The organism is Caulobacter segnis, from assembly GCF_031454995.1.
GTDB lineage: Bacteria > Pseudomonadota > Alphaproteobacteria > Caulobacterales > Caulobacteraceae > Caulobacter > Caulobacter segnis_E.
In genome coordinates this window covers 448,165-473,590 of the sequence record NZ_JAVDRV010000001.1, presented here as the reverse complement: position 1 = coordinate 473,590, position 25,426 = coordinate 448,165, and the positions used below count along the sequence as shown (strand labels likewise).

20 protein-coding genes and 3 pseudogenes are annotated in these 25,426 nt (G+C 68.8%); 6 read left to right on the top strand and 17 right to left on the bottom strand.

Annotated features, from left to right (window positions below; all coding sequences use genetic code 11):
* Nucleotides 1-3: 3 nt before the first annotated feature.
* A pseudogene (locus J2728_RS02280) lies at nt 4-96 on the top strand (hypothetical protein); the annotation flags it as partial.
* A 53-nt stretch (nt 97-149) separates the two neighbouring features.
* Here the strand turns inward: J2728_RS02280 and J2728_RS02275 are convergent.
* Both J2728_RS02275 and J2728_RS02270 read right to left on the bottom strand, forming a co-directional pair.
* Nucleotides 150-1,769: a family 43 glycosylhydrolase gene (locus tag J2728_RS02275; protein WP_309995804.1), complete on the bottom strand. Its 1,620-nt coding sequence runs from the start codon at nt 1,767-1,769 to the stop codon at nt 150-152.
* A 168-nt stretch (nt 1,770-1,937) separates the two neighbouring features.
* Nucleotides 1,938-3,374, bottom strand: coding sequence for a sugar porter family MFS transporter (locus J2728_RS02270; protein ID WP_309995801.1), 1,437 nt, complete (start codon nt 3,372-3,374; stop codon nt 1,938-1,940).
* A gap of 317 nt (nt 3,375-3,691) precedes the next feature.
* On the opposite strand from J2728_RS02270, the gene J2728_RS02265 reads away from it, so the two are divergent.
* Nucleotides 3,692-5,863: a TonB-dependent receptor domain-containing protein gene (locus J2728_RS02265; RefSeq protein WP_309995799.1), complete on the top strand. Its 2,172-nt coding sequence runs from the start codon at nt 3,692-3,694 to the stop codon at nt 5,861-5,863.
* Nucleotides 5,864-5,877: 14 nt separating this feature from the next.
* Here J2728_RS02265 and yghU read toward each other — a convergent pair whose 3' ends face one another.
* On the bottom strand, nt 5,878-6,747 hold the full coding sequence (gene yghU, locus J2728_RS02260) for a glutathione-dependent disulfide-bond oxidoreductase (RefSeq protein ID WP_309995796.1): 870 nt from the start codon (nt 6,745-6,747) through the stop codon (nt 5,878-5,880).
* Nucleotides 6,748-6,977: 230 nt separating this feature from the next.
* Between yghU and J2728_RS22220 the strand changes: the two are divergent.
* Nucleotides 6,978-7,733 (top strand): annotated as a pseudogene (locus tag J2728_RS22220) (HAMP domain-containing protein); the annotation flags it as partial.
* A 132-nt stretch (nt 7,734-7,865) separates the two neighbouring features.
* Nucleotides 7,866-8,939: pseudogene (locus J2728_RS22215) on the top strand (methyl-accepting chemotaxis protein); the annotation flags it as partial.
* A gap of 16 nt (nt 8,940-8,955) precedes the next feature.
* Here the strand turns inward: J2728_RS22215 and J2728_RS02250 are convergent.
* Nucleotides 8,956-9,834: a GNAT family N-acetyltransferase gene (locus J2728_RS02250; protein ID WP_309995791.1), complete on the bottom strand. Its 879-nt coding sequence runs from the start codon at nt 9,832-9,834 to the stop codon at nt 8,956-8,958.
* Nucleotides 9,835-10,079: 245 nt separating this feature from the next.
* Here J2728_RS02250 and J2728_RS02245 point away from each other — a divergent pair, with 245 nt between their 5' ends.
* Nucleotides 10,080-11,216, top strand: a complete 1,137-nt coding sequence (locus tag J2728_RS02245; protein ID WP_309995788.1) for a hypothetical protein — start codon at nt 10,080-10,082, stop codon at nt 11,214-11,216.
* Between the two features lie 111 nt (nt 11,217-11,327).
* On the opposite strand, the gene xylD is transcribed toward J2728_RS02245, so the two are convergent.
* From xylD to J2728_RS02215, 6 genes are all read right to left on the bottom strand, one after another.
* Nucleotides 11,328-13,103 (bottom strand): xylonate dehydratase XylD, encoded by a 1,776-nt coding sequence (gene xylD, locus J2728_RS02240; RefSeq protein WP_309995786.1) that lies wholly within the window; start codon nt 13,101-13,103, stop codon nt 11,328-11,330.
* Complete coding sequence (gene xylC, locus J2728_RS02235) at nt 13,096-13,962, bottom strand: D-xylonolactone lactonase (RefSeq protein WP_309995783.1); 867 nt, start codon at nt 13,960-13,962, stop codon at nt 13,096-13,098. The genes xylD and xylC overlap by 8 nt, the downstream gene beginning before the upstream one ends.
* Nucleotides 13,963-14,060: 98 nt before the next feature.
* Nucleotides 14,061-14,810: a D-xylose 1-dehydrogenase gene (gene xylB / locus J2728_RS02230; RefSeq protein ID WP_309995780.1), complete on the bottom strand. Its 750-nt coding sequence runs from the start codon at nt 14,808-14,810 to the stop codon at nt 14,061-14,063.
* 5 nt (nt 14,811-14,815) lie between these two features.
* A complete protein-coding gene (locus tag J2728_RS02225) occupies nt 14,816-16,252 on the bottom strand; it encodes an aldehyde dehydrogenase family protein (RefSeq protein WP_309995777.1) in 1,437 nt (478 codons plus the stop codon).
* Between the two features lie 16 nt (nt 16,253-16,268).
* Complete coding sequence (locus J2728_RS02220; protein ID WP_309995775.1) at nt 16,269-17,423, bottom strand: fumarylacetoacetate hydrolase family protein; 1,155 nt, start codon at nt 17,421-17,423, stop codon at nt 16,269-16,271.
* A 177-nt stretch (nt 17,424-17,600) separates the two neighbouring features.
* Nucleotides 17,601-18,656: a LacI family DNA-binding transcriptional regulator gene (locus J2728_RS02215; protein WP_309995773.1), complete on the bottom strand. Its 1,056-nt coding sequence runs from the start codon at nt 18,654-18,656 to the stop codon at nt 17,601-17,603.
* A 114-nt stretch (nt 18,657-18,770) separates the two neighbouring features.
* Here J2728_RS02215 and mobA point away from each other — a divergent pair, with 114 nt between their 5' ends.
* Nucleotides 18,771-19,283 (top strand): molybdenum cofactor guanylyltransferase, encoded by a 513-nt coding sequence (mobA, locus tag J2728_RS02210; RefSeq protein ID WP_309995770.1) that lies wholly within the window; start codon nt 18,771-18,773, stop codon nt 19,281-19,283.
* Nucleotides 19,284-19,420: 137 nt separating this feature from the next.
* Here the strand turns inward: mobA and J2728_RS02205 are convergent, their stop codons facing one another.
* From J2728_RS02205 to J2728_RS02175, 7 genes are all read right to left on the bottom strand, one after another.
* On the bottom strand, nt 19,421-20,923 hold the full coding sequence (locus J2728_RS02205) for a sulfite reductase subunit alpha (protein ID WP_309995767.1): 1,503 nt from the start codon (nt 20,921-20,923) through the stop codon (nt 19,421-19,423).
* Complete coding sequence (locus J2728_RS02200) at nt 20,923-21,867, bottom strand: FAD:protein FMN transferase (RefSeq protein WP_309997549.1); 945 nt, start codon at nt 21,865-21,867, stop codon at nt 20,923-20,925. Before J2728_RS02200 ends, J2728_RS02205 begins: the two co-directional genes overlap by 1 nt.
* Before the next feature lie 187 nt (nt 21,868-22,054).
* On the bottom strand, nt 22,055-22,945 hold the full coding sequence (locus tag J2728_RS02195) for a DUF4198 domain-containing protein (RefSeq protein WP_309995764.1): 891 nt from the start codon (nt 22,943-22,945) through the stop codon (nt 22,055-22,057).
* Nucleotides 22,942-23,460 carry a DUF2271 domain-containing protein gene (locus J2728_RS02190; RefSeq protein WP_309995761.1) on the bottom strand — a complete coding sequence of 173 codons (519 nt, stop codon included), beginning with the start codon at nt 23,458-23,460 and terminating at the stop codon, nt 22,942-22,944. Before J2728_RS02190 ends, J2728_RS02195 begins: the two co-directional genes overlap by 4 nt.
* A gap of 10 nt (nt 23,461-23,470) precedes the next feature.
* A complete protein-coding gene (locus J2728_RS02185) occupies nt 23,471-24,100 on the bottom strand; it encodes a PepSY-associated TM helix domain-containing protein (RefSeq protein WP_309995759.1) in 630 nt (209 codons plus the stop codon).
* A 144-nt stretch (nt 24,101-24,244) separates the two neighbouring features.
* Nucleotides 24,245-24,973, bottom strand: a complete 729-nt coding sequence (locus J2728_RS02180) for a 2OG-Fe dioxygenase family protein (protein WP_309995756.1) — start codon at nt 24,971-24,973, stop codon at nt 24,245-24,247.
* Nucleotides 24,970-25,398, bottom strand: a complete 429-nt coding sequence (locus J2728_RS02175) for a group III truncated hemoglobin (RefSeq protein ID WP_309995752.1) — start codon at nt 25,396-25,398, stop codon at nt 24,970-24,972. Before J2728_RS02175 ends, J2728_RS02180 begins: the two co-directional genes overlap by 4 nt.
* Nucleotides 25,399-25,426: the final 28 nt, after the last annotated feature.

The following is a 25,426-nucleotide window of genomic DNA, read 5'->3' as shown; positions in this document are numbered from 1 at the left end:
GGCATTAGGCCAAAATTCCCGTGTCATCCCGGCCGCAGCGTAGCGGAGAGCCGGGACCCAGGGGCAACCGCAATGCGCCGGCCCCTGGGTCCCGGATAGCCTCTTCGAGGCTTCCGGGATGACACGGATTTTGAGTGTCTCGTCGCAGCTCAATCCAACGCCCGGTACTTGAACCCCCGGAACCGCGCCGAGCCCTTGCCCGCGGCGTAGATCCCCGGCTTCAACATGAGAAAGCCGCCGCGGACGTTGTGGTGGTAGCCGCTGACCTCCATGCCGCGGTCGAAGCGCTTCCAGGTCTGGCCGCCGTCGCCGCTGGTGTGGAAGGCGACGATGTGGCGCGTATTTCGTAAGCGCATCAGCATCCGCGCCCCGTGCGGATTGGCCGGGCGACCGCGCTCGATGCCGTACTGATGGGTGACGAAGGCCTTCGCATCGAAGCCCAGGCCGCAATAGAGCTGGCGATCGTAGAACAGGATCAGGCCCGCGCGGGTCTCGGGATCGACCTCGATCTCGCACTCGATCTCATAGGCCTGGTCGCCATTGACGAAGATCAGCGGCGCCCCGCTGGACGGCGCCTCGCCCGCGCCTTTCAGGGCCAGGACGCCGCCGGCGCGGGTGAGACGCTGCTGCTCGTCGGGGCGCGGGTCGAAGAAGTTCCACTGCGCGCCGTACTTGTCGGTGGTGAAGTCGTCCGACAGCGCCATGCCGTGCGGGCCGGGCTTGCCGCCCTTCGGCTTCGGGATCGGCTGGCTGAGATCGCCGCCGCCAACGTCGAACCAGCCGTCGGCGGTCCAGGTGACGGGCGCCAGCAGGGTCTGACGGCCCAGGGTGTAATAGCCGTTCTCGTAGCCGTGATAGACGGTCCACCAGTCGCCGCCCGGCCCCTCGACTAGGGTGGCGTGGCCGCGCGACCACCACTTTTCGCTGTTGTCGACGGTGCGGACGAGGGGGTTGCGCGGATGGTCCTCCCAAGGGCCCACCAGCGACTTGGCGCGGGCGACGATGACCATGTGGCCGGTCGGCGGGCCCGCCGTGCCGCCCACGGCGGTGATCATGTAGTAGTACGCGCCCCGCCGCATGACCTTGGGGCCCTCGGGCGAGAAGCCCTCGACGTCCCAGTCGTCCGGATAGCGCCAGGGGTCATAGACATGCTCGGGCTGGCCGACCGTCGACAGGCCGTCGGGCGCCAGCTTGATGCGGTCGCCGCCGGACAGGAACAGCCAGCGCTGGCCCGTCTCGTCGACGATGTGGCCGGGGTCGATGTAGCGGGGCAGCTTCAGGTCGATCGGCTCGGACCACGGACCCTCGACCCTGTCGGCCCAGATCACGTAGCTGGTGTTGTTGTTCGGCTTCTTGGCCGGCAGGTAGATGTAGTAGCGGCCCTTGTGCTTGCAGAGCTCGGGCGCCCAGATCGAGCCGACATTGGTCTTCAGCGTCGTGGTGACCGGCGTCCAGTTCACCAGGTCGCGGCTATGCCAGATCAGCAGGCCCGGATAGGCGTCGAACGAGCTGTGGGTCATGTAGTAGTCGTCGCCGTCCTTCAGGATCGACGGGTCGGGATGGTCGCCGGCCAGGATCGGATTGAGGAAGGTCCCGTCGCCCAGGTCGGCCTTGCGCTGGCCCTCGATCCCCTTGGCCCAGGTCGGGCCCGTGGTGGGCTTGGCGGGAAGCAGGCCCATCTGGGCGGCCTCGCCGGAAGCGGGCAGGGCGGCCAGGCCGGCGCCGGTCAGCAGCGAGCCCAGCGCGCCGCGGCGATTGATGTCGACCATGATGTTTCTCCCCAACGCGGACTTAATTCTTGGCGCGAGGCTAGCCGGTGGCGCGGTTTTGTCCACCGGTGTCATAAGGGGCGGGCGCAAAGAAAACGCCCGGAAGCCAAGCCTCCGGGCGTTGTGGATTCTCTAGATCCTCCCCCGCCAGGGGGAGGATTTGGACTCTTACCCCTCCATGGCTTCCAGTTCGCGACCGCGGGTTTCGTGGATCAGCTTCTGGACCAGGAAGAACGAAATGACCGCGCTGACGGCGTAGAAGCCGTAGGTGGCCGCCAGGCTGACCTTGGCCATGGCCGGGAAGCTGAACGAGATGGCGAAGTTGGCCATCCACTGGGCGAAGCCGGCGACGGCCAGGGCCGAGCCGCGCATCTGGTTGGGGAACATCTCGCCCAGCATCACCCACATGACAGGACCCCAGGAGAGGTTGAAGAAGATCACGTAGAGGTTGGCGGCGACCAGGGCGATCGGGCCCACGTTGCCGTCGAGGTGCAGGGCGCCGTTGACCGTGGTGGCGGTCGAGAAGCACCAGGTCAGGACGCCCAGGGTCACGGCCATGCCGGCCGAGCCGATCAGCAGCAGCGGCTTGCGGCCGATGCGGTCGATCAGGGCGATGGCGGCCAGGCAGGCCACGATCGACAGGGCGCCCGACAGGATGTTGATCTTCAGGCTGTCGTCCTCGGTGAAGCCCACCGACTGCCACAGCACAGAGCCGTAGTAGAAGACGATGTTGATGCCGACCAATTGCTGGAACACGGCCAGGACGAGACCGGCCCACAGGATCGGGCGGATCTTCTTGCTGACGGGATCGAGCAGGTCGGAGAACTTCGGCTTGTGGTCGGCGCTCAGCGAGGCGCGGATCTCGGCGACCTTGGCCGCGCCCGCGCCCGCGCCAAACAGGCGCGAGAGGATGGCCTCGGCCTTGGCGTCCTGCCCCTTGGCGACCAGGTAGCGCGGGCTTTCCGGAATGGTCAGCAGGCACAGGAAGAAGACGCCGGCCGGGATGACCTGCATCCAGAACATCCAGCGCCAGGCCGGCAGGCCCAGCCAGAACTCGGCCGTCGAGCCGCCGGCCTTGGCCGCCAGGAAGTAGTTGGCCACGAACGCGCCGGTCAGGCCGGTGATGATCATGATCTGCTGCACGGACGACAGGCGGCCGCGGATGTTGGCGGGCGTGACTTCCGAGATGTAGACCGGGCACAGCACGCTGGCCGCGCCGACGCCCAGGCCGCCGATCAGGCGGAAGATGACGAAGATGGTCGAGGTGTGCGCCGCCCCGGTGCCCAGGGCGCTGATGATGAACAGCACGGCCGAGATGATCATCACGGTGCGGCGGCCCCAGACGTCGGCCAGACGGCCCGCCGCGAACGCGCCGATGGCGCAGCCGATCAGGATCGCGGCCACGTTCAGGCCGGTGCCGAATTCGGTGAGATTGAAGGCGCTGTTCAGGCCTTCCTGAGTGCCGTTGATGACGCCGCTGTCGTAGCCGAACATGAAGCCGCCGATCGTGGCGACCGCGACGATCGCGGCCACGAAGGCCATGTTCACCTTCGCGCCGTCAGCGCTCATGCCCGCGCTGGGGCCGGCGTTGGATACACTTGCCACGGGTTTCCTCCCATTGGGCCTACTCCGGCCCGTTGACGCCCCTACGACCCCTTAAGGGGTCTCTGGTTGGCGCGACCTTAGTGTTACCGGTATCAGCACGCAAGCGCGGGTTCTGGCGACCTTTTACTGGCGCGTGGGACTCACCTCCGACGCCATCGATAGCAGCAGCGCCAACATTGCGGAAAAGACATTTGTCTTGTTCGCGAAACACGGGTCTAAGAGCTGAACACCCTGTTTTACAGATGTACTTTTTGTAATCTTTTGGCCGCCAGCCTGGTTGGCGCGCCGCTCCGGCCTCGTGGGGGACGTCTTTGCGCTTGAAGTACGCTTTGCTGGCGGTGGTCGCCGCGCTGTCGCCGACCCTGGTCCAGGCCCAGACCGCCCCGGCGCCCGCCGCGCCCAAGGCCCCGGCCAAGGACGCGCCGACGGCCGTCGAGGGTGTGACGATCACCTCCGACTCGACGGCGATGCGGACCGCGATCGACCGCCGCAGCTACAGCGTCACCAACGACCTGTCGGCCAAGACGGGCTCGATCGCCGACGCCCTGCGCAACATCCCCTCGGTCGAGGTCGACGTGCAGGGCAATGTCAGTCTGCGCGGCGACGCCAATGTCACGATCATGATCGACGGCAAGCCCAGCAGCCAGTTCACGGGCGAGGGCAAGGGCGACGCGCTGCAATCCATGCCGGCGGACCAGATCGACCGCGTCGAGGTGATGACCAACCCCTCGGCCGCCTATCGCCCCGACGGCTCGGCGGGGATCATCAACCTGATCACCAAGAAGACCCAGAAGCCCGGAACGAACGGCACGGTCCGGCTAAACGTCGACACGACCGGCCGGCACAATGGCGGGATCAGCGCCACGCGCCGCGCTGGCAAGCTGACCCTGACCGGCGACGCCAGCTACCGTCACGACAAGCAGGAGGCGCGCCAACTGATCGAACGGTCGGTGCGGCAGGCCGGTGGGGGCTACGCCTCCAGCACGCAGGACGCCGACGTCGAGAACGAAGGCGGCATGACCAACCTGCGGGGCGCGGTCGACTATGATCTGGACAAGAACAACCGCCTGAGCGGCGAGCTGCGTCTGCGCCGCATAGCGTTCGACACCGACAACCGCGAGACCTACGCCGCTTCGGACGCCGCCGGCGCGCCGACCCGGGCCTATGTCCGCGACCTGACGGGTGAGATCCAGCGCGACAATGGCGCGGTCAGCGCCGATTGGCGTCGTCAGTTCAAGGGCGCGGACCATCTGCTGACCACGCACCTCGAATATGAGGTCACCGACTTCACCCGCGAGGCGAACGCCTTCACCCGTAACAGTCCGGGCGTCGACCAGTACGAGCGCATCGGCCTGGACATCTTCCAGAACCGCGCCAACCTGAAGGTCGATTACACCAAGCCGCTGCCCAAGGACGTCAAGCTGAAGACTGGCCTCGATTTCGAGCAGGCCAACAACGCCTACAAGAACCGCGGCGCCGCGGGGCCGACGGCCGACGGGCTTATCGTCGATCCGTCCCGCACCAACGTCTATGACTACGACCAGGACGTCTACGCGGCCTACGTCACCTACGAGCGGCCGTTCGGCGATTTCACCGTCCAGGGCGGCTTGCGGGCGGAGCAGGTCCAGATCGACGTCAACGACGTAACTCACGGCGCGACCGCTCAGAACGACTACTTCCGCGTCTACCCGACCCTGCACACCGGCTACACGCTCAGCCAGAACCAGACCCTCAGCGCCAATTACAGCCGGCGGGTCCAACGTCCTGGCGCCCAGGATCTGCACCCCTATCGGGTCTATCTGGATCCGTTCAACTACCGGCAGGGCAATCCGAACCTGAAGCCGCAGATCACCGACTCCTACGAGCTGGGCTGGCAGTACCGCAAAGGCCAGACCTACTACCTGGCCACGGCCTATTTCCGCGACACCCGCGACAGCGTCACGGACGTGGTCAGCGACCTGGGCGGCGGCGTGCTGCTGACCTCCCGCGCCAATCTCGGCAAGAGCCGCAGCGGCGGCCTGGAGCTGGTCGCCAACGGCCGCCTGTCGCCCAAGCTGACCTATAACCTCAGCGGCAACCTGTTCTGGAACGAGATCGACGCCGGCAATCTGGGTTTCGCCGGGACCCGCTCGGGCACGGCGCTGTCGGGCCGCGCGAACCTGAACTGGCAGGCCACGCCCAAGGACTTCTTCCAGCTGAACGCCTTCAGCTCGGGCAAGCGCCTGACGCCGCAAGGCTATCGCGAGCCGTTCAAGATGGTGAACCTCGGCTATCGCCGGAAGGTCAACGACAAGCTCTCGTTCGTCGCCACCGCCCAGGACGTGATGGGCGACTTCCAGGAGGTCATCGTGACCGACACGCCGGCCCTGCGCGACCGCACGCGCCGCACCGCCAACGTCCGTTCGGTGTTCTTCGGCTTCAGCTACGCCTTCGGCGGTGGCAAGTCCCGGCCCGAGCAGTTCGACTTCAGCGCTGGCGGGCCAGGGTAGGGGGCTTCCCCCTCCTACTTCGCCTCCAGCTTGTCCTGGGTCTTGGTGTCGAAGTCGCTGGCGTCGTGGCGCTCGCGCAACTGGCTGGATGGCTCGCCGAAGGTGCGGTTGACCATCCGCCCGCGCCGCACCGCCGGCCGGGCGGCCAGGTCGTCGGCCCACCGGATGACGTTCTTGTAGTCCTGCACCGACAGGAACTCGCCGGCCTCGTACAGCAAGCCCTTGGCCAGGCCGCCGTACCAGGGCCAGATGGCCATGTCGGCGATGGTGTACTCGTCGCCGGCGACGAACGGGCGCTCGGCCAGATTACGGTCCAGCACGTCCATCTGGCGCTTCACCTCCATGGCGTAGCGGTCGATCGGATACTGCATCTTGTAGGGCGCGTAGGCGTAGAAGTGGCCAAAGCCGCCACCCAGGAACGGCGCGCTGCCCATCTGCCAAAACAGCCACGACAGGCACTCGGCCCGCGCCGCGGTCTCGGTCGGCAGGAAGGCCCCGAACTTTTCGGCCAGATGCATGAGGATGGCGCCGGACTCGAAGACGCGGATCGGCTTGGACCCACTGTGGTCGACCAGGGCCGGGATCTTGGAGTTCGGGTTGGCCTCGACGAAGCCGCCGCCGAACTGGTCGCCCTCGCCGATATTGATCAGCCAGGCGTCGTACTCGGCGCCCGCGTGGCCCAGGGCCAGCAGCTCCTCGAGCATGATCGTCACCTTCACGCCGTTGGGCGTTCCTAGCGAATAGAGCTGCAACGGATGCTTGCCGACCGGCAGGGGCTTGTCGTGGGTGGCGCCGGCGATCGGCCGGTTGATCGACGCGAACCGGCCGCCGCTCTCCTTGTTCCAGGTCCAGACCTTGGGGGGGACGTAGGTAGCGTCGGTCATGCGGATCTCCTGCGCTCGTGACCTGGCCAATGTGGCGGCTCGTGGTCGAGGGCGCCAGTTCCTCGCCGCTTTTGACGGTGTGGCGGGGACGCCGAGAGGGCTTCGGCCGCGAACCGCGACATCAGCGACCGATGGTCGCGGAGCACCGTTTTGTCCGCCACGGTTAAGTCTCTCGCGAGACTCGGGGGGGAGATTGAGCGCAATCGCGACCTCCAACCCGGGCTTGGGCCATGATCGATAACTGGAAACTGTTGACCAAGTTGATGAGCGTTATCGGCCTCTTGGCCGTGCTCGCGTTGGGCGGCGCCATCTTCGGCGCGGTGCAGATCTTGAAGGTCGACAAGGCCTATTCGCACCTTACCGATGAACGGACCCCCGCGGCCGTCGAGCTCGTGCGTATTAACCGCTCGCTGAACAAGCTTAGCTACGCCGCCTACCGCACGCTGGTCTATGACGGCGCTTCGGCGGAAGCGAAGGCGGCGGCCAAGGCTGGCGCGGAGGCGATCAAGGAGATCAACACCGCGGCGGCGAAGGCCAAGACGCTGGACCCGAACCAGGGACCGTTCGTCGACTCGATCATACCGAAGCTGAACGCGGTGACCGAGGCGGGGCAAACCGTGATCCGCGCCGGCATGATCAACGACAATGAAGCGGCCAAGGTGCTTCTGCAGAGCTACGACAAGGAGGTCGTCAAGCTCAGCGCCGAGATCAAGCAACGGAACGACGCCTTGACCCAGGCTATCGCCGAGGACAGCGCCGAGCTCTCCAAGCAATCGCGCATCAACATGGCCGTTCTCATCGGGATCACCGCCCTGGCGATCGTGGTGGGCGTCGCCGTCGGTGTCTGGATGGCGGTCTTCAAGATTTCCAAGCCGCTGAACGCTCTGGCCGGGCGGATGAACCAGCTGGCGGGCGGCGACTTCGCCGTCGAGGTCGAGGGCCAGGCGCGCCGGGACGAGGTCGGGCTGATGGCCAAGGCCGTGCAGGTGTTCAAGGAAAACGGCCTGAAGGCCAAGGAGCTGGCTGGGGAAGCCGAGCGGGCCCGCGCCAGCGGCGAGGCCGAACGCGCTCGCAACGACGAGGAGCGGCGCAAGACCGAGGCCGAGCAGGCCACGGTGGTGACGGCCTTGGCCAAGAGCCTGGACCGTCTGGCCCAGGGCGATCTGACCGCGCGCATCGATGCGGAGTTCACCGGCCAGTACGCCCAGATCCGAAACGACTTCAACGCCGCCATCGACAGCCTGCGCAAGGCGATGAGCTCGATCAGCGTGACGGCCGAGGGCGTGCGCGGCGGCTCGAACGAGATCGCCAGCGCCTCTTCGGACCTGTCGCGCCGAACCGAGCAACAGGCCGCGAGCATCGAGGAGACCGCGGCGGCGCTGACCGAAGTGGTCTCGACCGTCAAGCGCAGCGCCGAGGGCGCCCGGGAGGCCTCCCGCGCCGCGTCGGGCGCCAAGGCCGAGGCCGAGGGCTCGGGCGAGATCATGCGCCAGGCCGTCGAGGCCATGGGCGAGATCGAGCAAAGCTCGGCCAAGATCACCAGCATCATCGGGGTAATCGACGAGATCGCCTTCCAGACCAATCTTCTGGCCCTCAACGCCGGCGTCGAGGCCGCTCGCGCGGGCGAGGCCGGTCGCGGCTTCGCCGTCGTGGCTCAGGAAGTGCGGGCCCTGGCCCAGCGTTCGGCCGACGCGGCCAAGGAGATCAAGACCCTGATCTCCAACAGCAGCACCCAGGTCGAGCGCGGCGCCAAGCTGGTGACCGACACCGGCGCGGCGCTGCAAGGCATCGTCGACAAGGTCAGCCAGATTGACCTGCTGATTTCCGAGATCGCCCGGTCCGCCGCCGAACAGGCCGACAGCCTGGCCGAGGTGAACACCGCCGTGAACCAGATGGACCAGGTGACGCAGCAGAACGCCGCCATGGTCGAGGAGGCCACGGCCGCCGCCGCCAGCCTCAACGGCGAGGGCGCCGAGCTCTCGCAACTGGTCGCCAAGTTCAATGTCGGCGGCGGCTCCGCGGCGTCGACGCCCACCCGCTCGGCCAGCCCCGCCGCGCCCGAGCCGGCGCCCAAGGCCGCTCCCGTGACGCGTCCCGGCGGCCATCCTGTCCATCAGGCTCGCCAACGGGCGGCGGCGTTCGCCGGCGGCGCGGCCGCGGCGGCCAAGAGCGAGGACTGGGAGGAATTCTAAGGCTGGCGCGGTCGACCTATAGCCCGTCGACCGCCAAGCGCTTTTCGTATCGCCAGACTTCCAGGGGGAAAGGGCCTTCCGACGTCTCGGTCGGCACGGTTTCGACCCCCGTTCGCGTCCAGCCCGACTTCTCGTAGAAGCGGGCGGCGCGCGCGTTGCCGATGGCGCAGGCCAGCCAGGCCGTCGCGACGCCCGCTTCGGCCAGACGCGCCTCGGCGTCGGCCATCAGCACGCCGGCCGCGCCCGCGCCGCGCGCCGCGCCGGCCAGATAGAACTGGTTCAGCTCGTCGCCCTTGATCAGATGAAAGCCGATCGGCGCGCCCACTGGGCCCAGGGCCCGAACGCGGGGGAGCGCGGCGGCCATCCGCTCGGCGAAGCTCTCGGGCGTGCGCAGCGCGACCAGATCGTCGGGGACGATACCCTGATGCGCGTCCAGCCAGCCCTGGCGCCAGAGCCGGGCGAGCGGCGCGAGGTCCTCGGGCTCGGCGGCGCGGGTCGCCAGGTTCAGCCGCCGCCGGGCTTCCTCGACGCCAGCCTCGACGTCCGCGTCCTGATAGAGCGCGCCGGCCTCGCGCCACATATCGGTCGCGGCCTGTCCGAAGGCCTCGCGCGCGAGGGCGCTCAGCCGAAGCGCGTTGGCGAGGTCCAGGTCGGTGGCGTCGGGGCTCGCGCGGTAGAGGGCGACGGCCTCGTCGGCGGCGGCGAGCGCGGATTGGGTCTCTCCGGCCTCGCGATCCAGATCGGACAGGTGACGCAGAGCCTGGGCCAAGGGCAGGGCGACGCCGGCGGCGCGCGCTCGGTCGGCCGCCTTGGCGTAGAGGTCCCGCGCCTGGTCGGGATGACCCGCGGCGCTGGCTTGCTGGGCGGCGACAAAAAGCGGCTCGAAATCGTGCAAGGCGGGGTCCTCCGGCGGCCATCCTGACGTGGCGCGGCTCGCAAGACCAGACCGCGAGCGCACCCGCCGCCCCCCCGCTCGCCGCCCTAGAAGATGAGAACAAAAATAGAACAAACTGCGTCCGAGTCTGACGCATCGGGACCCCAGATTGATCCCCGCAACGCCCTTGGACAAGCCAAGCGAAGCCAAGGCGTCGGGCCGCTATTTCGCGGTTAAGTGCCTGTAATATTGTGGAGAATTTTAAGATGACGAACTATGTTTTCGCCGATGACTATCGCTTGCCGGGCGATCCCGACGACACGCTGAGCTTCCAACGAGCCTTCGCGGCCTCGAACGAGGTGCGCATGCTCGCCAAGGTCTACACGGTCAGCGCGCCGGTGCAGTTTCCGCGCGGCGGCACGGCGTTGAAAGGCTGCGGGATCGGCGTAACCTTCCTGCGGTCCACCAATCCGAGCCAACCCGTGATCCTCATCCCGGCGGCCACGGACTACGTGACGATGATGGATTTCACCGCCGACCACCGGGGGGTCACGCCCCTGGCCGGGGGCGATGGCATTCAGCTGCAGAAGTCCCTGCAATACAGCTGGGACAACGGTGTGATCACCAACGTGCGCTGCGCTTACAACCATATCGGTTGGAACCTGGGCATGACGGCTTACACCACGCTGGTCAATTGCGGGGCGAACAACAACGTCTCGCACGGGTTCAGGTTCACGGCCGACGCCAACTTCTTCCCCAACCCGGTGCAGTACTATCTGACCAAGTGCGCCTCGCTGCTCAACGGGGGCGACGGCTATCGATACGCCTCTTTCGGGACGGCGGGCGCGACCTCGGTCGGCGCGCTGGAGAACTGCGTCACCTACAAGAACGGCGGTAACGGCGTCGGCGCCTATGGTTCGCAATCCAACCCTATCGCGAGCATCCGCATCGACGGCGGCTTCTATGGCGAGGACGGCGGCCACGGCATCTACCTCGACACCTGGGGCGCTCAGCACCTGATCAAGCCCGGCTTCATCGAGCTTTCCACGGAATGCGGGGTCTACCTGTCGGATCACAACCGGCAGGTTCAGGTGGGACCGACCATCTTCGTCAACAATGGCCTGGACGGCATCCTGGTCAATTGTCCGGACACGACCATCACCGGCGGCCAGTTCATCGCGAACGGGCGTCGCAAGGTCACCGGTCGCTCCAACGGCATCTACTACTTCGAGAGCGGTTCGGGCGTCGTCACCGGCGTTCGATCCCGCGCGGGCGGTGGCCAGCAGGACTGGGGCATCGTCACGAACGCCGAGGTGCTGGTGGTGGGTAACGACTTCCGAGACAACAACCTCGGGGCCCAGACCGGCAATATCAACGCCGCGTCGACCGGCAACCGGTTCTAACCGGCTCCTCGCCGCGCTTCGTTCATGAAGGAGGGCGGCGGCGGATCCGAGAACGAACGCCGCCACGGTGAACCGCGAGGTTCGCCGTGGCGGTCCGTTATTTGGGGCCCGTCAGTGGTTGTGACGCGGCAGTTTAGACGCCAGGTCCTGGTACTTGACCGCGAACTCCAGCACGCCGCCGGTCTCGAGCTGACCGGTGTGGGCGCGGTAGATTTCCTGCCACGGCGTCATGGTCGCCGGGACGGCCGGAATGCCGTCCTTCTTGCGTTCGGCGATCGTCGCCTCGTCCACCAGCGCGTCGCAGCGCCCGGTGTTGATGTCGATGCGGATCGTGTCGCCGGTGCGCAGCCACGAGAGGCCGCCGCCCACCGCGCTCTCGGGCGAGGCGTTCAGGATCGAGGGGCTGTCGGCGGTGCCCGACTGACGGCCGTCGCCCAGGGTGGGCAGGCTCATGATCCCCTTCTTCAGCAGGTGATCCGGCGGCTGCATGTTGACGACCTCGGCCGAGCCGGGCCAGCCGATGGGACCCGCGCCGCGGATCACCAGGATGCAGTGCTCGTCGATCTGAAGCGCCGGGTCGTTGATCCGCTTGTGGTAGTCGTCCGAGCCGTCGAACACGATGGCGCGGGCCTCGAAGACGCCTTCCTTGCCCGGTTCGGACAGGTAGCGCTTGCGGAACTCCTCGCCGATCACGCTGGACTTCATGATCGCGAAGTCGAACAGGTTGCCCTTCAGCACCAGGAAGCCGGCCTTCTCGGCCAGCGGCTGGTGGTAGGGGAAGATCACCTCGCGGTCGCTGGTCTCGCGGCCTTGCAGGTTCTCGCCCATGGTCTTGCCGGTGACGGTGAGCACGTCGCCGTGCAGGCGGCCCTGCTGGAGAAGCTCCCACAGCACCGCCGGCGCGCCGCCGGCCCGGTGGAAGCGCTCGCCCAGATACTTGCCGGCCGGCTGCATGTTGACGATCAGCGGGATGTCGTAGGCCGCGCGCCAGTCGTCGGCGGTGATCTCGACGCCCGCGTGACGGGCCATGGCCACGATATGCGGCTGGGCGTTGGTCGAGCCGCCGGCCGCCGCCACCAGGGCGATGGCGTTCTGGAAGGCCTTCTTGGTGAGAATGTCGAGCGGTTTGACGTCCTCATAGGCCAGGTCGACGATCCGCTGGCCGGTCTTGTAGGCCATCTGGCCGCGCTCGCGGTACGGGGCGGGGATCGCCGCGCAGCCGGTCAGCGACAGGCCCAGGGCTTCGGCCACGGCGTTCATGGTCGAGGCCGTGCCCATGGTGTTGCAGTGGCCGGCCGACGGCGCCGACGAGGCGGCGCGGTCGATGAACTCTTCTTCCGTGATCTCGCCGGCCGCCAGCTTGCGGCGCGAGCGCCAGATCACCGTGCCCGAGCCGACCAACTCGCCCTCGTGCCAGCCGTCCAGCATCGGGCCGCCCGACAGGACGATGGCCGGGATGTTGACCGTCGTGGCGGCCATGATGCCCGCCGGCGTGGTCTTGTCGCAGCCGGTGGTCAGAACCACGGCGTCGATCGGATAGCCGTGCAGGGTCTCGACCAGGCCGAGATAGGAGAGGTTCCGGTCCAGAGCCGCCGTCGGGCGACGGCAGTTCTCGAAGATCGGGTGGACCGGAAACTCCATGGGAATGCCCCCGGCGTCGCGGATCCCGTCCCGAATCCGCGTCACCAGGTCGAGGTGGATGCGGTTGCAGGGCGAGATGTCGCTGCCGGTCTGGGCGATGCCGATGATCGGCTTGCCGCTTCGCAGCTCCTCCGGCGTGATCCCGTAGTTCATGAAGCGCTCCAGATAGAGCGCGGTCATGTCGATGTGGTCGGGGTTATCGAACCAATCGCGAGACCGGAACCGGCGGGGCGTGCGTTCAGCCAAGGCGAACCTCGTGTTGGGGCTGGCCCGCGACGTCGACCTGAATCGCGAAGATGCCCCCGGCCAGCGGATACTGGGCCAGGGTCTCGTCGCTCAGGCCCTTGCGGGCGGTGGTGAAATAGAGGGTCTTCAGATCGGGCCCGCCGAAGCAAGCCTTGGTGACGTTGGGCGCGGGCAGCTTCACGCGGTCCACGACCTCGCCGGCGGGCGAGAAGCGAATGGCGCCAAAGCCGCCCCACAGCGCCGTCCAGACATGGCCCTCGGCGTCGACGACCGAGCCGTCGGGATAGGCGTCGTCCTCGGTGATCTGGGCGAAGACGCGCTTGTTCGACAGCGTCCCATCGGCGGCCAGATCGAAGGCGAAGACGGTCTTTTCCAGGGTGTCGGTGTGGTAGAAGGTCTTGCCGTCGGGCGAGACGCACGGGCCGTTGGTGATGCAGATGTCCTGGTCCATCCGCGCCACGCCCTCGGCGTCCATGCGGTAGAGCGCGCCGCTCTTGTTTTCCTCGCCGTCGTGCATCGTGCCGAACCACAGGCGGCCGTGGGCGTCGACGGTGGCGTCGTTGGGACGGTTGTCGAGGGTGGGATCCTCGACCTCGACCAGCGACTGGAAGCCCGTGTCGGGATGGAAGCGGTGGAGGCCGCTCTTCAAGCCTACCACGAAGCCGCCGGCGTCCGGCAGCGGCGCCAGGAAGGTCACCTGGTCGGGAGCGTCGAAGCTGAAGCGATCGCCGCTGGTCGGATTGTAGTTGTGGATCTTGCGTTGCTTGATGTCGACGAACCACAGGGACGCGCCATGCCAGATCGGGCCTTCGCCCAGCGTGGCCTTCAGGTCCCAGACGCAGGTCGGTTCAGCGGTCATATCAGCCTCTTCGAATCCCTCCCCCTCGATGGGGAGGGTAGGGTGGGGGTGATAGGACATCGGCGGCCGAACCGCCACGTCACCCCCATCCCCAACCCTTAGCGCCAGCCGGCGTCGATCCAGTACTCGTGACCGGTGCAGAGCGAGGCGTCGTCCGAGGCCAGGAACAGCACCAGCGAGGCGACGTGATCGGGCAGGATGCGGCCCTTCAGGCACTGAGCCTTGACGATCTCGGCCTCGCCTTCCGGCGTGTACCACTTCTCCTGGCGCTTGGTCTTGACGTTGCCCGGCACCACGCAGGTGACGCGGATGTCGTCCGGACCCAGCTCGCGGGCCAGCGCCCGGGTCATGCCCTCGATGCCGGCCTTGGCGGTTTCGTAGAGGACGAGGTCCTCCAGGCCCAGGTGCCAGCTGATCGAGCCGAAGTTGATGATCGCGCCGCCGCCCCGCTTCTTCATGCCGTCCGCGACGGCCTGGGCCGCGAACACCATGTGGCGCAGGTTCACGCCGATGCGGTTGTCCCAATAGACGGGCGTCAGGTCGGCCAGGCTGTGGCGGTCGTCGTTGCCGGCGTTGTTGACCAGCACGTCGACGTCGCCGATCTCGGCGAAGGTCGCCTTCAGCGCGTCGATGTCCATCAGGTCGCAGCGCTTGTAGACGGGCGCGATGGCCGCGTCCTTCGACAGCTCGGCGACCAGGGCTTGGGAGTCCGCGTCGACGATGTCGAGGAAGATCACCTCGGCGCCCTGGCGAACGAAGCCGGCGACGAGGCCGGCGCCGATGCCCGAACCGCCGCCGGTGATGACGACCCGCTTGCCCTTCAGGCTGGGATAGATGGCTGAGGACATGCTGCTTACGACCACGAGTAGGAGGTTTTTGTCTGGGTGAAGAACTCGACGGCGGCGAAGCCTTGTTCGCGCGCGCCGTACGAGCTGCTCTTCGTGCCGCCGAACGGCACGTGATAGTCGACGCCGGCCGTGGCCAGGTTGACCATGGTCATGCCGGCCTTGGCGTGGCGCTGGAAGTGGCGGGCGTACTTCAGCGAGGTCGTGGCGATGCCGGCCGACAGGCCGAACTCGACGCCGTTGGCGATCTCCAGGGCCTCTTCGTACGACTTGACCCGGATGGTCGAGGCGACAGGGCCGAAGACCTCCTCGTTGTTGATCCGCATGCCAGCTTCGGTGTCGGCGATCAGGGTCGGCTGCACGTACCAGCCCGGATTGTCGAGCTTGAGACGATCGCCGCCGGTGACGAGGCGACCGCCTTCCCCGCGCGCGATGTCGATGTACTTGTAGCTCGTCTCCATCTGGTCTTCGGAGACGGCCGGGCCGATCTGGGTGTTGGGATCCAGCGCGTCGCCCACCCGCAGGGCGGCGACCTTCTCGGCCAGCAGGGCCACGAACTTGTCGTGGATGCCGTCCTGGACGATCAGGCGCGAGCTGGCGGTGCAGCGCTGGCCCGTGGCGAAGAACGAGCCGTCCAGGGCGATGGCGACGGCGCGCTCCAGGTCGGCGTCGTCCAGGATGATCAGCGGGTTCTTGCCGCCCATCTCCAGCTGGACGCGGGCCTGGCGAGCCACGGCGGCGGCGGCGACCTGCGCGCCCACGCCTTGCGAGCCCGTGAACGAGATCCCGTCCACGTCCTTGTGCTTGATCAGGGCGTCGCCCATCGAGCCGCGGCCGAACAGCATGTTGAAGACGCCGGCCGGGGCGCCGCATTCCTGCATGATGTCGGCCAGCACGTTGGCGGTCGCGGGCGTTGGTCCGGCCGGCTTGATCACCACGGTGTTGCCGAAGGCCAGCGCGGGCGCGGCCTTCCACGCCGGGATGGCGATCGGGAAGTTCCAGGGCGTGATCAGGCCGTAGACGCCGACCGCCTGGCGGTAGGTCTGGACCTCGACGCCGGGACGGGTGCTTTCCAAGTTCTGGCCGTGGCGACGAAGGGCCTCGCCGGCGAAGTACTTGAAGATGCGGCCGGCGCGGACGGTCTCGCCGACGCCTTCGGCGACGGTCTTGCCCTCTTCACGCGCCAGCAGCCTGCCGATGTCGGCGCTACGGGCGATGATGGTCGAGCCGACCTTGTCCAGCAGGTCCGAGCGGACTTCCGGCGAGGCTTCCGACCAGCTTGGAAAAGCTTGCTTGGCCGCGTCGACGGCGGCGTCGACCTCGGCCTGGCCGCCCATCGGGACCTTGGCGACGACGTCGTTGGTGTTGGACGGGTTCAGGCTCTCGGCCGGGGCGTCGGCGGCGACGCGTTCGCCGCCGATGTAGTGGCGCAGGGTGTCGGTCATCGCGGTTTCCTCGAGATTAGAGCAGGCTGCGGCCGGCCAGGTTGCGGATCAGGGCCGAGATGCCGAACGTCCACGGCTTGGCCTTGTCGCAGGTGGTGACTTCGTTCTCGAGCACGCCCAGCTTGGGGGTCGAGACGCGGACGCGGTCGCCGACCTTGTGGGTGAAGCCCTGGCCGGGGGTGTCGCGGTCCTGGATCGGGGCGAACATCGTGCCCAGGAACAGGGCGAAGCCGTCCGGATACTGGTGCTGCTTGCCATAGGCCTGGCCGGCCAGCACAGCCGGATCCCGGCTGATCAGGCTCATGTTCGACTTGCCGTCGAGCACGAAATTGTCGCGGCCGGTGATCTTCAGCTCGACCTCGGCCGAGCGGACGTCGTCCAGGGCGAAGGTGTCGTCGAACAGGCGGAAGAACGGACCGATGGCGCACGAGGCGTTGTTGTCCTTGGCCTTGCTGAGGAGCAGGGCCGAGCGGCCTTCGAAGTCGCGCAGATTGACGTCGTTGCCCAGCGAGGCGCCGCGGATCTGGCCCGCGCCGTCGCACAGCAGCACGACTTCAGGCTCGGGATTGTTCCAGTGGCTGTCGTAGCGGACGCCGACATGGTCGCCCCAGCCCATCGAGGACAGGGTCGGGCCCTTGGTGAAGATCTCGGCGTCGGGGCCGATGGCCACTTCCAGGTACTGCGACCAGAGACCGTCCTTGATCAGGGTCTGCTTCAGGCGCTCGGCGCCCTCCGAACCCGGATTCACGCCGCGCAGGTCGCCGCCCATGCTGGCCGACAGCTGCTCGCGGATCTTCAAGGCGGCGGCGGCGTCGCCGCGGGCGCGTTCCTCGATCACCCGCTCCAGGGTCGAGACGGCGAAGGTGACGCCGGCGGCCTTCAGGCATTGCAGGTCGACGGGAGCCAGCAGCTTGACCGGCGCGGCGCCGTCGGGGTCTTCCCAGACCGGGCGGATGTCGAGGCTTTCCAGCGGGCCCTTGTCCTCGCCGCGCGGGATCGCCGCGCCGGGACCGAAGGCGTTCATCAGGTCGGCGACGGTCGGCGCGACCTTGGACATGTCCTCGACGCGGCCGCCGCGCACCAGCACGGGCGTCGGGCCTTCGCCGAAGTCGATGCGGCCCAGCAGGGTCGCGTTTTTCCAGTCATCCGGAAGGAATTCGCTTACGCCCACGGCGTCGTCTCCCCTTTGCCGAGCGTCTGAAGGCGCCGAAACCGTCGGCGGCGCTCGTTGGTCGAAAGCTTGGTAGCGCTAACATGTTTCGGCTGCAAGCGCGTTGTCAGACCAATACCCAAAACCCTCTCCGAAGGGAGAGGGCGGGGCCCGCGCCGAAGGCGTGGGAGAGGGTGACTACTCCGCCACCGGCCCGCTGGAGTCCCGCACGATCAGGGTGTGCGGATGCATCAACTGGCGGGGCTCGCCGCCGCCGTCGCGGTGGCGGCGGATTTCCTCCAGCACCAGGTCCACGGCCGCGCGGGCCATGGCCGCGATCGGCTGGTGGACGGTGGTCAGGGGCGGCCAGATGTTGTCGGCGATCGAGGTGTCGTCGAAGCCGACGATCGAAACGTCGCCCGGCACGTCCAGGCCCAGGCGATGAGCGACCCCGGCGGCGGCCGCGGCCATGTCGTCGTTGGCGGCGAAGATGGCGGTCGGGCGGGGCTCGGCGGCCAGCAGTCGCTCGGCCGCCTCCAGGCCCGAGCGATAGGTGAAGTAGCCCTGCTCGACCCGAATATTCTCTTGCGGCACGCCGGCCGCCTTCAGGGCCGACATGAAGCCGTCCAGCCGTTGCTGGCTGACCGTCTGGTTCGGGTGGCCCTTGATGAAGCCAAAGCGCTTATGGCCCAGGGCCAGTAGGTGCTGGGTCAACTCCAGGGCGGCGGCCTCGTTGTCGATGCGGATGGTGGCCATGTCGGCGCTGGCCATGCCGGGCGCGACGGCCACGGCGGCCGCGCCGGCGGCCTTGACCTCGGCCAGGACCTGCGGGGACTCGCACAGCGGCGGCGGCAGGATCAGGCCATCGACGCCGGTCTTCAGCAGCCGGGCCAGGGTGGCCCCGGCAAGCTCCGGCTCGGCGCATTTCTCGATGACGATCTGCGAGCCGGTGCGGCTGCTCTCGTCCAGGGCGCCGACCAGGAACTCCGACAGATAGCCGGTGGAGGGGTTGTCGTAGAGCAGGCCGATCCGGAAGGGCGCGCTGCCGGCCAGGCTGCGGGCGGCGGGATTGGGCGCGTAGTTGAGCTCGGCGATGGCCTGCTCGACCAGGGCGCGGGTCTCTTCCTTGACCGTGCTTTCGCGGTTGATGACGCGGGAAACGGTCATCGGCGAGACGCCGGCGCGCGCGGCGACGTCGCGGATCGTGGCGCTCTGGGTCGTGCGACGACGCTGGCGCTCGGGCGGTTGGCTCATTTTCTTATGGGTATCCCTATGCGGGCGGGACACTAGACCGGTTTGGGCGCGGCTTGGAAGACGGTGAAGGTCGAAGGTCTTCTCGCGGGACGGCGGAGGCGATAGGCAAGCCGAATGACCTCTCTCGGCGCGATCATTCTGTGCGGCGGCGGCTCTCGGCGGATGGGCCGCGACAAGGCGTTGCTGGAGTGGGACGGCCGGCGGGCCGTGGACCGCGTGGCCGACCTGGCGCGGATGGCGGGGGCGCGAGCTCTGGTCACGGCCGGCGCCGATCTTGGCCTGCCGTGGGTTCCCGACGACGCGGCCGGCGCGGGGCCTGTCGGCGGGGTGCTGGCCGGGGCCAAGGCGCTGGGGACGGCGCGGTTGTTAGTCTTGGCGGTCGACGCGCCGACGGTGACGCTCGACGACCTGGCGCCGTTGCTGGCGGCGGGCGGGTTCTACGAAGGGCTGCCCGTGCCGATGGTGGTCGAGGCGTCCGCCTTGCCGGTTGACGCGGAAGCTGGCTGGCCGCTGCGCCGGCTCGTCGAGCGGGCGGGGCTGACGGCCCTGCCGGTTCCCGAGGGCGCGCTGGCGCGGCTGCGGGGGGCCAATACGCCGGAGGAGTTTCGGGCTTTATCGCGCCGCTGAGCGCCCCCTCCGTCTCGCCGCTTCGCGACGATCCACCTCCCCCGTTTCACGGGTGAGGAGGTGAAGTTCCTCCTCCCACGCAAAGCGGGGGAGGTGGCGCGATGCGCAGCATCGTGACGGAGGGGGCGCTCAACGGCTCAGTACACGTCCCGCCGATACCGGCCTTCGTCCGTCAGCCGCTCGACCGCCTCCGCGCCCAGCACCTCCAGCAGCGCGGCGTGGACATCGCGCGACATCCCCTCCAGCGAGCCGCACACATAGATCGCCGCGCCGTCCGCCACCCACTGGCGCAGCGTCTCGGCCGCCGCGCGCAGGCGGTGCTGGACATAGAGCCGTTCGGCCTGATCGCGGGAGAAGGCCAGATCCAGGCGCTCCAGCGCGCCGGCGGCCAGCCAGCCCTCGATCTCGTCTCGCAGGAAGTAGTCGTGGGCGGCGGTGCGCTCGCCGAACACCAGCCAGTTTCGGGTCGTCCCGGCGGCGATCCGCGCCTTGAGGTGCGCGCGCAAGCCCGCCAGGCCGGTGCCCGAGCCGATCAGGATCATCGGTCGGGCGGGATCGGGCGCGTGGAAGCTTCGGTTGGTCCGCGCGCGAGCGTCGATCGGCCCGCCGATCGCGGCGTGTCGGCACAGCCAGCCCGAACCGAGGCCCGGACGGCCCTCGGCGTCGACCATCAGGCGCACGATCAGCTCGACGCCGCCGTCGGCGGGCAGGGAGGCGATCGAATACTCGCGATGCGGCAGCGGCGTCAGGCGCTCGGCGAGGGCCGATGGGGACAGACCACGCAAGGCCTCGATCGCGGCCGGCTCATGCGGCAGCCGCAAGCCCGACAAGATCTCCGCTGTTTCCGCCGGCAGGCCCAACGCCACCACCTCGGCCGGCGCGTTGCGCGGGCCGATCTCCAGGATGTCGCCGGCCTGCCAGCTCGCGCCGTCGGGCGGCGTCAGGCGCACGCGCCAAGCCTCGCCGCCCGGGCTGCCGGGGTTCAGGTGCTCGCGCTCGGCCAAGGTCCAGCGGCCATAGGCGGGGCGGCTCCAGTCGGGCGCGTCGGTGACGCCGGTCAGGACCGAGAGCTTGCCTTGCCAGTGGCGCAGGGCGGCCGGATCGCCGTCGTCGACCTCGACGCGGTCGAACAGGGGTTGCGCGCTGGCGTGGGTCAGCCAGGCGTCGAGCGTCCGGCCGAAGGCGCAGTAGTGGGCGTAGGATGTGTCGCCCAGCGCCAGGACGCCGTAGCGGAGGGCGGAGAGGTCGAGCCCGTCCTTCATGACGTCGCGGATGAAGGCGCGGGCGGTGTCGGGGGCGTCGCCCTCGCCGGTGGTGCTGACAACGAACAGGGCGGGGCCGGAGAGATCGGCGGCGGTGACGGTCGACAGCTCGCGCAGGGTCACGGGCGCGCCGGCGTCCGACAGCGCCTTGGCGGTGGCGCTCGCCAGCTCCTCGGCGAAACCGGTCTGGCTGGCGTAGGCGACCAGCACGGGCTCGCCCGCGCCTCGCGACAGCGCTTCGGCCGCGCGCACGACCGCGCGGCGACGGAGGGCTTCACGCAGGGCGATCCCGCTGCAGAACAGGGCGTAGACGCCGGCCACGGCTCCAGCGGCCAGCAGGCGGCGGGCCTCGGGCGAAAAGGCGGAAAGGTCGGGCATCAGTCCAGCATGGCCCGCAAGGCCGGAGACAGGCGCTCTTCCAGCCCGCCGGAGACGGCGCGGCTGACGATCAGGGCGGCCAGGTCGTTCCGGGCGGCGAAGGCCAGCGCCGCGTCGGGCGCCATCACGGTCAGGGCCGTGGCCCAAGCGTCGGCGCCCGTGCAGTCCTTGGCCAGCACCGTGACGCTGACGGTCGAGTGGGTGACGGGCGCGCCGGTGGCGGGGTCCAGGGTGTGGGCGTAGCGCCGGCCTTCGTGGTCGAAGAAGCGGCGGTAGTCGCCGGAGGTGGCGACGGCCAAGTCGTGCAGGGCGACGACGGTCTTTTCCGTGTCGTTGGCGCTCGGCGGCCGCTCCAGCTCGACCCACCAGGGCTGGCCGTCGGGCTTGGCGCCCGTCCCGCGCAGCTCGCCGCCGACCTCGACGAGGTAGCTCTTCACCCCGGCGCGATCGAGCGCGGCGGCGGCCTGGTCGACGCCGAAGCCCTTGGCGACGCCGTTGAGGTCGAGGCGAAGGCCGCCGGACTGGAACAGGGCCTCGCCGTCCAGCGTCAGGCGCTTCCAGCCACCGGCTTCGCGCAGGGCGGTCACGGCGTCGCGTTCGGGCGGCGCGCCGGAGAAGGGGCGGGGGCCAAAGCCCCAGAGATCGGTCAGCGCGCCCAGGGTCGGATCGAAGGCCCCGTCGCTGGCCTCGGCCACCTCGATCGCGCGGCGCAGGACCGTCAGGGTCGCCTCGGGAAGCGTAACCCAGCTTCCGGCGGGCGCGCGATTGTAGCGGCTAAGGTCCGACAGCGGCTCCCACGGGCTCATCTCGGCGACGACGGCGTCCAGCGCGCGCTGGACCATGGCCTCGAGCGCCGGAAGGTCGACGGTCGCCGGCAGCACCGCCTTGGCCGACCAGCTCGTGCCCATGGTCGCCCCGCCGAACGCGCGCACGGCGCCGCCCACCGGGCAGGCGGGGGGCGTGGTCAGGGCGGGGACGAGGACGCGGGGCATGGCTTTTCAGAAACAGAAGAAGCCGTGTCATCCCGGCCGCAGCGAAGCGGAGAGCCGGGACCCAGGATCGCCCGCACCGGACTTGGCCCCTGGGTCCCGGGTCGGCTACGCCGCCCGGGATGACACGGCTGTTTGAGGGTTAAGGCCGCTGGGCTTCGATGACGGCGGTATAGCTGGCGCTCATGCCGTTGCCGGCGAGTGGCGTGGCCGGGCCTTGCGGCGCGCCGCCCGGACCGCCCATGCCGGGGCCACCCGGACCACGGCCGGTCTCGCCGGAGCGGACCGTGGCGTTGACCCAGTACATGCCGGCTTCGGGCAGGGTGAACTTCACCGCGCCGTCGACGCCGGTCTTGACCTTGATTTCGCCGGGCGTGGCCCGCCAGCGGGCGCCGCCGGGGATGAAGGTCACGTCGAGGCCAGCCGCCGGCTTGCCGTCCAGCACGAACTTGAAGGTGGCGGGCTCGGTGGCCACGACGTCGGTCGGGTTGGTCACCGGGACCAGCTCCAGGCCCTTGCCGGTCGGCGCCAGGGCGCCGGTCGAGGGCTTGTCGCGGGTGACGAAGGTCTCGTTGCGGCCGGCCATCTTGATGGTCTTCAGGTCGGCGGCGCCGGCCGGGACCTGCTTGGCGAAGTCGTCGGCCGAACCTCGGAACCGCTTGACCTCGCCGTTCTCGGTCCAGCTGGCCATGACCGAGTTGCTGGCCGTGAAGATCTTGTAGGTGCCGGGCTTGCTCAGCTGGACGTCGAAGGTCGAGCGGTACTGGCCCGTCGAGGCGTTCTGGATCTTGTCGGCCGCGCCGTCCGGGCCCAGCACCTGGACGCCGTCGGTGCGCATGGCGCGGTGGTCGGGATAGAACAGCTCGTTGGAGATGGCCGCGTCGACCGTCACCCAGGCGTTGTCGCCCGACAGGGTGGTGAAGGCCGGCAGCAGCCAACCCCGGTGGGCCGAGGCCGACATCGGCAGGGAGAGCGCCACGCTAACGGCGGCGACGGCGAGAAGGCGCTTCTTGAAGGTCATGGCTGTTCTCACTTCACGGAAACGGTGACGGCGCCCAGCTCGGCCGCGCCCTTGGCCGAAGCCGGCTTGCCGGGCTTGCCCCAGGTGAACGGCACGCGGACGGCCTCGTGGCCGCCGACCTCGCGGGCGGCCTCGACGACCAGGTTGTACTGGCCGGGCTTCAGGGCCTTCAGGGCGCCCTTGGAGCCGGCGAAGACCAGCTTCTGCGGGCCCGGCGCGCGGGTGGCGCCGCTGATCCCATCGGCGGGGAAGCTCATCTCGCGGCCGGCCTTGCGCCACCACTGGCGCATGTCCTTCAGCCACTTGGCGCCGTGATCTTCCCGGTTGTCGGCGTCGTACCAGACGGCCAGGGTGCCGGCGGCGCTGGCGTCGGCCGGGTTCTCGATCCAGATGGCGACGTAGGGCTTGTGATACTCGGCGACCGTCAGGCGCGGGATCTCGACGGTGACGTTGAGGTCGGCGGCCAGGGCCGGGGCGCCCGCCGCAGCGGCGCCGGCAAAGGTGAGCAGCGAAAGCTTGGACTTCACGGTGTCTGCCTCAAAGGTGGACGAACAGGATGACGAGAATGACCGGCGCGGCCAGGCCCAGGGCCACCAGGGGCCAGGTCAGGGGCCGCGCGCGGGCGTGGAACTGCAGCAGGATCAGGCCGGTGACCGTGAAGATCACGCAGGCGACCGCGAAGATGTCGATGAACCAGCTCCAGGCCTTACCCGAGTTGCGGCCCTTGTGCAGGTCGTTGAGCAGGGAGATGACGCCGCGCGTCGTTTTCTCGTGCTCGATCGCCCCGGTTTTGCGGTCGATCGAAACCCAGGCGTCGCCGCCGGGACGGGCCAAGGCGACATAGACCTCTTCGGGCGACCACTCGCCCTCGCGGCCGGCGACGTCGGCGCCGACGGCCTTGTCGAGGAAAGGCTCCAGCGGGACGGGCAGGGGGCGCTTGCCCTCTTCCGGACCCTTGGCCAGCAAGGCCATCAGGTCGGGCGGCAGGGTCGCCGTGCGGCTGACGACCTTGGGCTGGGCCTCGATCTGGCCGGCGTGGTTCAGGGTGATGCCGGTGATCGCGAACAGCAGCATGCCGATGAGCGAGACGGCCGCGCTGATCCAGTGCCACTGGTGCAGCTGCTTCAGCCAGAACGAGCGGCGGTGCTGGTCGGCGGCGGACTTCACGGGCGTTCGAGGAACCTTGGCGATGAAGGCTCGTCCTTACTTGAGAACGAATTGCAATATCAAGCGCGAAGGCGGGCCTCGCGCCGGATTGATCGCTTTTCCGACGCCCAGGTGGCGCGCGGATGTCGAAATGTCGCCGCGCTGTTACGGCGAAGCTTGGATGTGTCGTTCGTCCGGACGTCGGAAGGTCGCCACCAGCACGTCCCGCACGGCGGGCAGGGCCGGATCGACGGGCCTGATCGCGGTGACGCCGTGCAGCACCCGGTGGTCGTCGACGCAGACCATGTCGCCCGGCGCGGTGAGGGTGAAGGAGCCCAGGCTGGTCCCGTCGGGCGCGTAGATGTCGGTGACGCCGCTGTCGACGTTGCGGCGGTCGACCAGCATGACGATGACCCAGTCGACGCCGTCGCGGTGCGCGCCCTCCGGCGTCGGCAGGCCGGCCATGCCGGTCCGCGCCTCGATCCGGAACTGATGCAGCTCGACGTGCCAGGCGACGGGCGGATCGGTGGTCAGCGGCTGGAAGAGCCCGAGGCCCGCCGCGATCAAGCCGCGCGTCACCGGATGGTCGGCGATCGCGTCGGTCACGGGCTCGAACCAGCGCTGCACGCCGCCGTTCAGCGGGTTGTAGTCGCGGCTCTGCCAGTGCGGCTGGTGCGGCTTGCGGGCCAGTTCATTGGGGGAAGCCGCGAACGCCGCGAACCGGCGCCGGCGATAGCGGCCGCCATCGGCCATGAAACCGTCCAGCGGAAGGTCGTTCCAGCTGTCGGCGAAGGTCTTCCAATCGCCGGCGGCCTCGGCGCCCAGCAGCGCCAGGGTCTGGTGGCCCTCGAAGCGGACGAAGCCGTCGGCGGCCAGCGCCGCGCGCGCGCTCACGCCACGGCTTCCGGCTTGAAGAAGAGACCAAGCTTCAGGGAGCGCGCGATGCGCTCGGCCTTCTGGCCGATGATGGCGGCGCGCGGCGCGTCGAACAGCTCGACGCAGGTCTGGTGGAACAGGTTCAGCCAGGGGATGAAGAGCCCCTCGGTGAGGCCTTCGACATGCTGGTGGACCGCCACCGGCTGGCCCTTGTAGCGGCCCGAGGTATTCAGCACCGACGACCAGAAGTCCTTCAGCGTCGCCAGATGCTGGGGCCAGCCGTCCTCGCCGATCGCGGTCTCGAAGATTGGGCCCAGGCGGTGGTGGCGGCGGATGCGCGCGTAGAAGGTCTCGACGAGCAGGTCGATCTCTTCGTCCGTGAACGGAGCGGCGTCGGCGCGGGTCTGGGCGCGGGGATTCTGGGCGCGGTCTGGGGCGGACATGGCCGCGATATGGGCCCTTAAGCGCCGC